Source organism: Isoptericola halotolerans (assembly GCF_013149785.1).
Lineage (GTDB): Bacteria > Actinomycetota > Actinomycetes > Actinomycetales > Cellulomonadaceae > Isoptericola > Isoptericola halotolerans.
Map to the genome: position 1 here is coordinate 1,634,248 of NZ_JABEZU010000001.1, position 6,807 is coordinate 1,641,054.

Below are 6,807 nucleotides of genomic sequence, written 5' to 3' on the forward strand. Positions count from 1 at the left end.
ACAGCAAGGAAGAACACTCATGACTGAACGCGTCGTGCTCGCCTACTCCGGCGGCCTGGACACCTCCGTCGCGATCGGCTGGATCGCCGAGGCCACCGGTGCCGAGGTCGTCGCCGTCGCCGTCGACGTCGGCCAGGGCGGTGAGGACATGGAGATGATCCGTCAGCGTGCCCTCGACTGCGGTGCCGTCGAGGCGTACGTGGCCGACGCCCGCGACGAGTTCGCCGACGAGTACTGCATGCCTGCGCTCAAGGCCAACGGCCTCTACCTCGACCGGTACCCGCTGGTCTCGGCGATCTCGCGGCCGGTCATCGTCAAGCACATGGTCCGCGCCGCCCGGCAGTTCGGGGCGCAGACCGTGGCGCACGGTTGCACCGGCAAGGGCAACGACCAGGTGCGCTTCGAGGTGGCCACCACGTCCCTGGCGCCCGACCTGCGGACCATCGCCCCGGTCCGTGACCTCGCCCTGACGCGCGAGAAGGCGATCGACTACGCCGAGAAGCACGACCTGCCGATCGCCACGACGAAGAAGAACCCGTTCTCGATCGACCAGAACGTCTGGGGTCGCGCCGTGGAGACGGGCTTCCTCGAGGACATCTGGAACGAGCCCACCAAGGACGTCTACTCCTACACCGACGACCCGACCTTCCCACCCGTCGCGGACGAGGTCGTCATCACGTTCGCCGGCGGCGTCCCCGTCGCGCTGGACGGTGTGGCGGTCACCCCGCTGCAGGCCATCATGGAGATGAACCGCCGCGCCGGTGCGCAGGGCGTGGGCCGGATCGACATCGTCGAGGACCGGCTGGTGGGCATCAAGTCCCGCGAGGTCTACGAGGCGCCCGGCGCCATGGCCCTCATCGCGGCCCACCAGGAGCTCGAGAACGTCACCCTCGAGCGCGAGCAGGCACGCTTCAAGAAGGGCGTCGAGCAGCGCTGGACCGAGCTGGTCTACGACGGCATGTGGTTCAGCCCGCTGAAGAAGAACCTCGACGTGTTCGTCGAGGAGACCCAGAAGTACGTCTCCGGCGACATCCGGATGGTCATGCACGGGGGCCGCGCCACCGTGACGGGACGTCGCTCGGAGGCGGCGCTGTACGACTTCAACCTCGCCACCTACGACGAGGGCGACTCGTTCGACCAGTCGCACGCCAAGGGCTTCATCGAGATCTACGGCCTGGCCGCGAAGCAGGCCGCAGCCCGCGACGAGCGCTTCGGCAACGGCGTCGACTTCGGCACCGGGGACCTGTGAACCATGGCTGAGATCGAGAAGCCCTCCAGCGACGGCACCGACGGCACAGGTGGAGCCGTCGACGCCCCGGCGTCGGTGAGCCTGTGGGGCGGCCGGTTCACCGGCGGCCCCGCACCGGAGCTCCAAGCACTGTCGCAGTCCACGCACTTCGACTGGCGGCTCGCGGCCTACGACATCGCCGGCTCACGGGCGCACGCACGCGTGCTGCACCGCGCGGCCCTGCTCGACGACGACGAGCTGACCGGGATGCTCGACGCCCTGGACCGCCTCGAGGCCGACGTCGAGTCGGGCGTGTTCCTGCCCGAGCTCGGCGACGAGGACGTGCACACCGCCCTGGAGCGCGGTCTGATCGAGCGGGCGGGTGACGAGCTGGGTGGCAAGCTGCGGGCCGGCCGCTCTCGCAACGACCAGATCGCCACGCAGGTGCGGCTGTACCTGCGCCAGAACGCCAGGACGATCGCCCAGCAGGTCGTCACCGTGGCCGACGAGCTCATCGCGCAGGCCCAGGCTGCCGGTGAGGCCGTCATGCCGGGGCGCACGCACCTGCAGCACGCGCAGCCGGTGCTGCTGGCGCACCACCTGCTGGCGCACGTCTGGCCGTTGCTGCGGGACGTCGACCGGCTCATCGACTGGGACGTGCGCGCGGCCCGCTCCCCGTACGGCTCGGGGGCGCTCGCGGGCTCGTCGTTGGGGCTCGACCCTGCCGCCGTGGCCGCCGAGCTGGGTTTCGACGGTCCGGTCGAGAACTCGATCGACGGCACGGCGGCTCGCGACGTCGTCGCGGAGTTCGCCTTCGTCGCGGCGATGATCGGGGTGGACCTGTCGCGGCTCTCGGAGGAGATCATCGCGTGGAACACCAAGGAGTTCGGGTTCGTGCGGCTCGACGACGCGTGGTCGACCGGGTCGAGCATCATGCCCCAGAAGAAGAACCCGGACATCGCCGAGCTGGCGCGCGGCAAGTCCGGGCGTCTGATCGGTGACCTGACGGGTCTGATGGCCACGCTCAAGGGCCTTCCGCTCGCGTACAACCGCGACCTGCAGGAGGACAAGGAGCCGGTCTTCGACCAGGTGGACACGCTGACGGTGCTGCTGCCGGCGTTCGCGGGCATGGTGCGCACCCTGACGTTCGACACCGACCGGATGGCCGAGCTCGCCCCGCAGGGGTTCTCGCTGGCCACCGACGTCGCCGAGTGGCTGGTGCGTTCCGGCGTGCCGTTCCGGGTGGCGCACGAGGTCGCCGGGGCGTGCGTGCGGGTCTGCGAGGAGCGCGGCATCGAGCTCTGGGACCTCTCGGACGCCGACCTCGCGGCGATCTCGTCGCACCTCACCCCGGGGGTGCGCGAGGTGCTGACCGTCGAGGGTTCCGTCGCCTCTCGGGACGGTGTCGGCGGGACCGCTCCGCAGCGGGTGGCCGAGCAGCTCGAGGCTGCCAAGGAGCGAGCCACGGAGTACCGGTTCTGGGCCGAGGGCTGACCGATGAGCGTCGGTCCTGACGTGCTCGCCGCCGTCGTGCGGAGAGTGCGTGCGGCACCGCCGCGCCTGCCTGGGCCGGGGGTGCCGCCGCCGTGGCGGCGCACCCGGCTCGTGTGCGTGGACGGGCCCGCCGGGTCCGGCAAGACGACGCTCGCGACACAGCTCGCGGTCGAGCTGGACTGCCAGGTCGTGCACATGGACGACCTGTACGAAGGGTGGCAGGACGGGCCCGGCGGCGGTGCGGCCCGGCTGGGCGAGTGGGTGCTCGCTCCGCTCGCGAGCGGCCGACCGGGGGAGTACCGGCGGTACGACTGGATGACGGCAGCCCGGGCCGAGCGACACCTGGTGCCGCCGGCCCCCAGCCTGGTCGTCGAGGGTTGCGGCGCGGCCGCCCGGCAGGTGGACGCCTGGACCGCACTGCGGATCTGGGTGGAGGCCGCGGACGCCGAGAGGCTGCGACGCGGCCTGGCGCGGGACGGTGAGGCCGCGCGACCGCACTGGTTGCGGTGGATGGAGGACGAGGCGGCCCACTACGCTGCCGAGCAGACGCGCGAGCGCGCCGACGTCCGTCTGGACGGCTTCGGTCGGATCCGCGCGTCCCAGGAGGTCCGATGAGCGTCACGTCAGGGCAGGCGGGCGATGTCGCCGCCGACGCGTGGCGCGTCCCGGGCGCTTCCTGGTATGCGAGGTCGGTGCACGACGTCGCCCGTGACCTGCTCGGCGCCTACGTCGTCCGGCGGCACGGTGACGGGGACGTCGTGCTGCGCCTGACCGAGGTCGAGGCCTACGGGGGACCCGACGATCCGGCGTCGCACGCCTTCCGAGGTCCGTCGACCCGCAACCGGTCGATGTTCGGCCCGCCGGGCCGGCTCTACGTCTATCGACACCTGGGCCTGCACCACTGCGTGAACCTGGTGTGCGGATCCGTGGGTGACGCCGGTGCTGTCCTGCTGCGAGCGGGCGAGGTCGTCGAGGGCGCGCCGTTGGCGCGGTCTCGACGGGAGTCGGTCGGAGCGTGCGACTCGGACCGTCAGATCGCCCGCGGGCCGGCTCGTCTCGCGGTCGCGCTGGCGCTGGACCTGGACGACGACTCCGAGGACGCGACCGAGCCTGCCGGGGTGCTTTCCGTGCGTCTCCCGGTCGACCCGCTGCCCCGGACCGTCGCGACCGGTCCACGGGTGGGGGTCGGCGGGGACGGCGCGGACCCCGAGCGCTTCGGCTGGCGCTCGTGGTTGGTCGACGAGCCGACCGTGTCGGCCTACCGCCCGGTCGTCCGACGCTCGCGCTGACGCAGCCGGTCGGACTCGGGGGCGCCGGTCGTGGTCGGCGCGCCGCCAGGTCGTGCACCGACGGCCTCGAGCTCGCGCTCCTCACGGCCGTGCAGCGCCTGGCGCCACTGCGCGAACTCCCGGTCGGCCCGGATCTCGTGCGGGGCACGCGCGATCATCGCCACCACGACCAGGGCGAGGACCGAGACCGTGAGCACGACCACGAGCGGCCCGACGAGCTCCTGGGTCGTCAGGCCGTCGACGGGTGCAGTCGTGTGACCCGCGTGATCGGCCACGTCCATGGCGGCCATGCCGGTGTAGTGCATCCCGGAGACGGCGAGCGCCATCACGGCGGCCGCCAGGATGCCGCCCAGCGCGGACCGGACGGTGTACGTGAGCCACAGCCCTGCCGTCGCTGCGACCACACCGATCAGGACGGACAGGGCGACCAGGCCCCCGTCGTAGCGGATCGCGACCTCCGTGTGCATGGCGTGCATGCCGAGGTAGTGCATGCTCGCCACGCCGAGACCGGTGACGGTGCCACCGGTCAGGACGGCCGCAGGTCGTCCCGAACCTCGGTCGACGATGAAGAGGCCACCAGCGACGACGAGCACGGCGAGCCCCACGCTGGCGATCGTCAGGGGAAGGTCGTACCGGATCTCCATGCTCGAGACGGTGAACCCCAGCATGGCGACGAAGTGCATCACCCAGATGCCGATGCCTCCGATCGCCAGGGCACCCATCCAGAGCCAGAGGCGTCGGGCACGCCCGTCGTAGAGCCGGCTTCGCGCCGTGGCCGAGAGTCCGATGGCGCATCCGACGAAGGAGAGCCCGAAGGAGAGCACGGGGGTCAGGAGGCCGTAGGTGAAGTGGGATATCAAGGGTTCCTCGACGATGTAGGGCGCTAACATTCCCAGGCAAGGTAAGCCTCACTTCACTGATATGGCAACGTTTTTCACCCGCGGCGTCGTGCACACTAGGGAGGCGGCCCGCCCGGGCCCAGGACCCATCCGAAGGAGTACACCGTGATCGACGTTCTCGACGAGCTGCACTGGCGCGGCCTGGTGGCGCAGTCCACCGACGAGGCTGCGCTGCGAGAGGCACTCTCGAACGGGCCGATCGCGTACTACTGCGGCTTCGACCCGACGGCGCCGAGCCTGCACCACGGCCATCTGGTCCAGCTCATCGTGCTGAGTCACCTGCAGCGCGCCGGACACCGTGCGGTCGCACTGGTGGGTGGCGCGACAGGGATGATCGGCGACCCTCGCCAGTCGGGCGAGCGGGTGCTGAACACCAAGGAGACGGTCGCCGAGTGGACCGGACGGCTCCAGGCACAGATCTCTCGGTTCCTGGACTTCGAGGGCGACAACCCGGCGGTCATGGTCAACAACCTCGACTGGATCCAGGGGATGTCGGCGATCGACTTCCTGCGGGACGTGGGCAAGCACTACCGCCTGGGCACGATGCTCGCCAAGGACACCGTCGCGCGCCGTCTGCGGTCCGACGAGGGCATCAGCTTCACGGAGTTCAGCTACCAGATCCTGCAGGGCATCGACTTCCTGGAGCTGTTCCGCCGTCATGGCGTGACGCTGCAGACCGGAGGCAACGACCAGTGGGGGAACCTGCTCTCCGGGGTCGAGCTCGTGCGTCGGACCGAGGGTGAGGTCGTCCACGTGCTGACGACCCCGTTGATCACCAAGGCGGACGGGACCAAGTTCGGCAAGACCGAGGGCGGTGCGGTCTGGCTGGCGCCCGACATGATGAGTCCCTACGCCTTCTACCAGTACTGGCTGAACGCCGCGGACGCCGACGTCGTGAGCTGGCTGAAGATCTTCACCTTCCGATCGCGCGAGGAGATCGAGGATCTCGCCGTCGCGGTCCGTGAGCGTCCCGGTGCCCGCGAGGCGCAGCGCACGCTGGCCGCCGACGTGACCACGCTGGTCCACGGGCAGGAGGCGACGGACGCGGTCATCGCGGCGAGCCAGGCCCTCTTCGGTCGCGGTGAGCTCGCCGGGCTCGATGCCACGACCCTCGACGCTGCCACGGCCGAGCTTCCCCGCGTGGATGTCACGGTCGGTACCCCGGTGCTCGACGCCCTGGTCGACAGCGGTCTCGTGCCGTCGCGCGCCGCCGGCCGGCGAGCGATGGCGGACGGTGGCGCGTACGTCAACAACGTCAAGGTCGAGGCAGAGGACGCGGTGCTGCAGGCCCAGGACCTGCTCCACGGGCGCTTCGTCCTGCTGCGACGTGGCAAGAAGACGCTCGCGGTCGCCGTCGCCCAGTGACGATCCAGCCCCTGGCCTGCGGATTTGGCACCGCGGCCAGGGGCTGTGTAATGTTCTGGTTGTTCGCCCGACAGGGAGGCACGGACACCGAGGAGACGGCCTGAGGCCGGGTACCGGTGGCCGATCCCGAGGCGGACGACCTCGGACCTTCGGATCAGGTACAGTTGTGTGCCCGGTCAGTCGAGGGCCCGATGGGTCTCAGGATGTCCAGCGCAGCGCGGTGGACAGCGGAGATCGGATCGGGTAAGGTTGAAGGGTTGCCCCGGATGGGGCCGGAGCGGTTGTTCCGGTGCTGGATGGTGTGCGTCGGTTGTTTGAGAACTCAACAGTGTGCTTGATAGTCAATGCCAAATTTTGAACCTTTTTGGTTCCTTTGGACTGGATTGAACAGCTAGTCTGTTTGGTCTGGCCAGTATCGATTGGCGACTGGTGGCCCTTTGGGGGTCGTTGGTTGTTTTCTCTCTTTTACGGAGAGTTTGATCCTGGCTCAGGACGAACGCTGGCGGCGTGCTTAACACATGCAAGTCGAACG

General features: G+C 69.9%; 6 protein-coding genes and 1 rRNA gene. 6 read left to right on the forward strand and 1 reads right to left on the reverse strand.

Features of this window, described 5'->3' with window-relative positions; all coding sequences use genetic code 11:
* The first annotated feature begins 19 nt into the window (after window positions 1–19).
* Genes HDG69_RS07745 through HDG69_RS07760 form a run of 4 tightly spaced genes read left to right on the forward strand, consistent with a single transcriptional unit; the run spans window position 20 to window position 4,011 of the window.
* A complete protein-coding gene (locus HDG69_RS07745; protein ID WP_171783088.1) occupies window positions 20–1,249 on the forward strand; it encodes an argininosuccinate synthase in 1,230 nt (409 codons plus the stop codon).
* 3 nt (window positions 1,250–1,252) lie between these two features.
* Window positions 1,253–2,722: an argininosuccinate lyase gene (gene argH, locus HDG69_RS07750; RefSeq protein ID WP_171783089.1), complete on the forward strand. Its 1,470-nt coding sequence runs from the start codon at window positions 1,253–1,255 to the stop codon at window positions 2,720–2,722.
* Between the two features lie 3 nt (window positions 2,723–2,725).
* Window positions 2,726–3,337, forward strand: a complete 612-nt coding sequence (locus tag HDG69_RS07755) for a uridine kinase family protein (RefSeq protein WP_171783090.1) — start codon at window positions 2,726–2,728, stop codon at window positions 3,335–3,337.
* Window positions 3,334–4,011, forward strand: coding sequence for a DNA-3-methyladenine glycosylase (locus HDG69_RS07760; protein WP_171783091.1), 678 nt, complete (start codon window positions 3,334–3,336; stop codon window positions 4,009–4,011). Before HDG69_RS07755 ends, HDG69_RS07760 begins: the two co-directional genes overlap by 4 nt.
* Here HDG69_RS07760 and HDG69_RS07765 read toward each other — a convergent pair.
* A complete protein-coding gene (locus tag HDG69_RS07765; RefSeq protein WP_246256011.1) occupies window positions 3,981–4,901 on the reverse strand; it encodes an MHYT domain-containing protein in 921 nt (306 codons plus the stop codon). The two genes, HDG69_RS07760 and HDG69_RS07765, sit on opposite strands and share 31 nt — an antisense overlap.
* 114 nt (window positions 4,902–5,015) lie before the next feature.
* On the opposite strand from HDG69_RS07765, the gene tyrS reads away from it, so the two are divergent.
* Entirely contained in the window at window positions 5,016–6,275 is a 1,260-nt protein-coding gene (gene tyrS, locus HDG69_RS07770; protein WP_343036313.1) for a tyrosine--tRNA ligase, read from the forward strand.
* 464 nt (window positions 6,276–6,739) lie between these two features.
* Window positions 6,740–6,807, forward strand: a 16S ribosomal RNA gene (locus tag HDG69_RS07775); the annotation flags it as partial.

Excerpts from the sequence above, each read along its gene's own strand:
- HDG69_RS07760 (WP_171783091.1), top strand. The coding sequence starts at position 3,334 with ATGAGCGTCACGTCAGGGCAGGCGGGCGATGTCGCCGCCGACGCGTGG.
- HDG69_RS07765 (WP_246256011.1), bottom strand. The coding sequence starts at position 4,901 with ATGTTAGCGCCCTACATCGTCGAGGAACCCTTGATATCCCACTTCACC.
- argH (WP_171783089.1), top strand. The coding sequence starts at position 1,253 with ATGGCTGAGATCGAGAAGCCCTCCAGCGACGGCACCGACGGCACAGGT.
- HDG69_RS07745 (WP_171783088.1), top strand. The coding sequence starts at position 20 with ATGACTGAACGCGTCGTGCTCGCCTACTCCGGCGGCCTGGACACCTCC.
- HDG69_RS07755 (WP_171783090.1), top strand. The coding sequence starts at position 2,726 with ATGAGCGTCGGTCCTGACGTGCTCGCCGCCGTCGTGCGGAGAGTGCGT.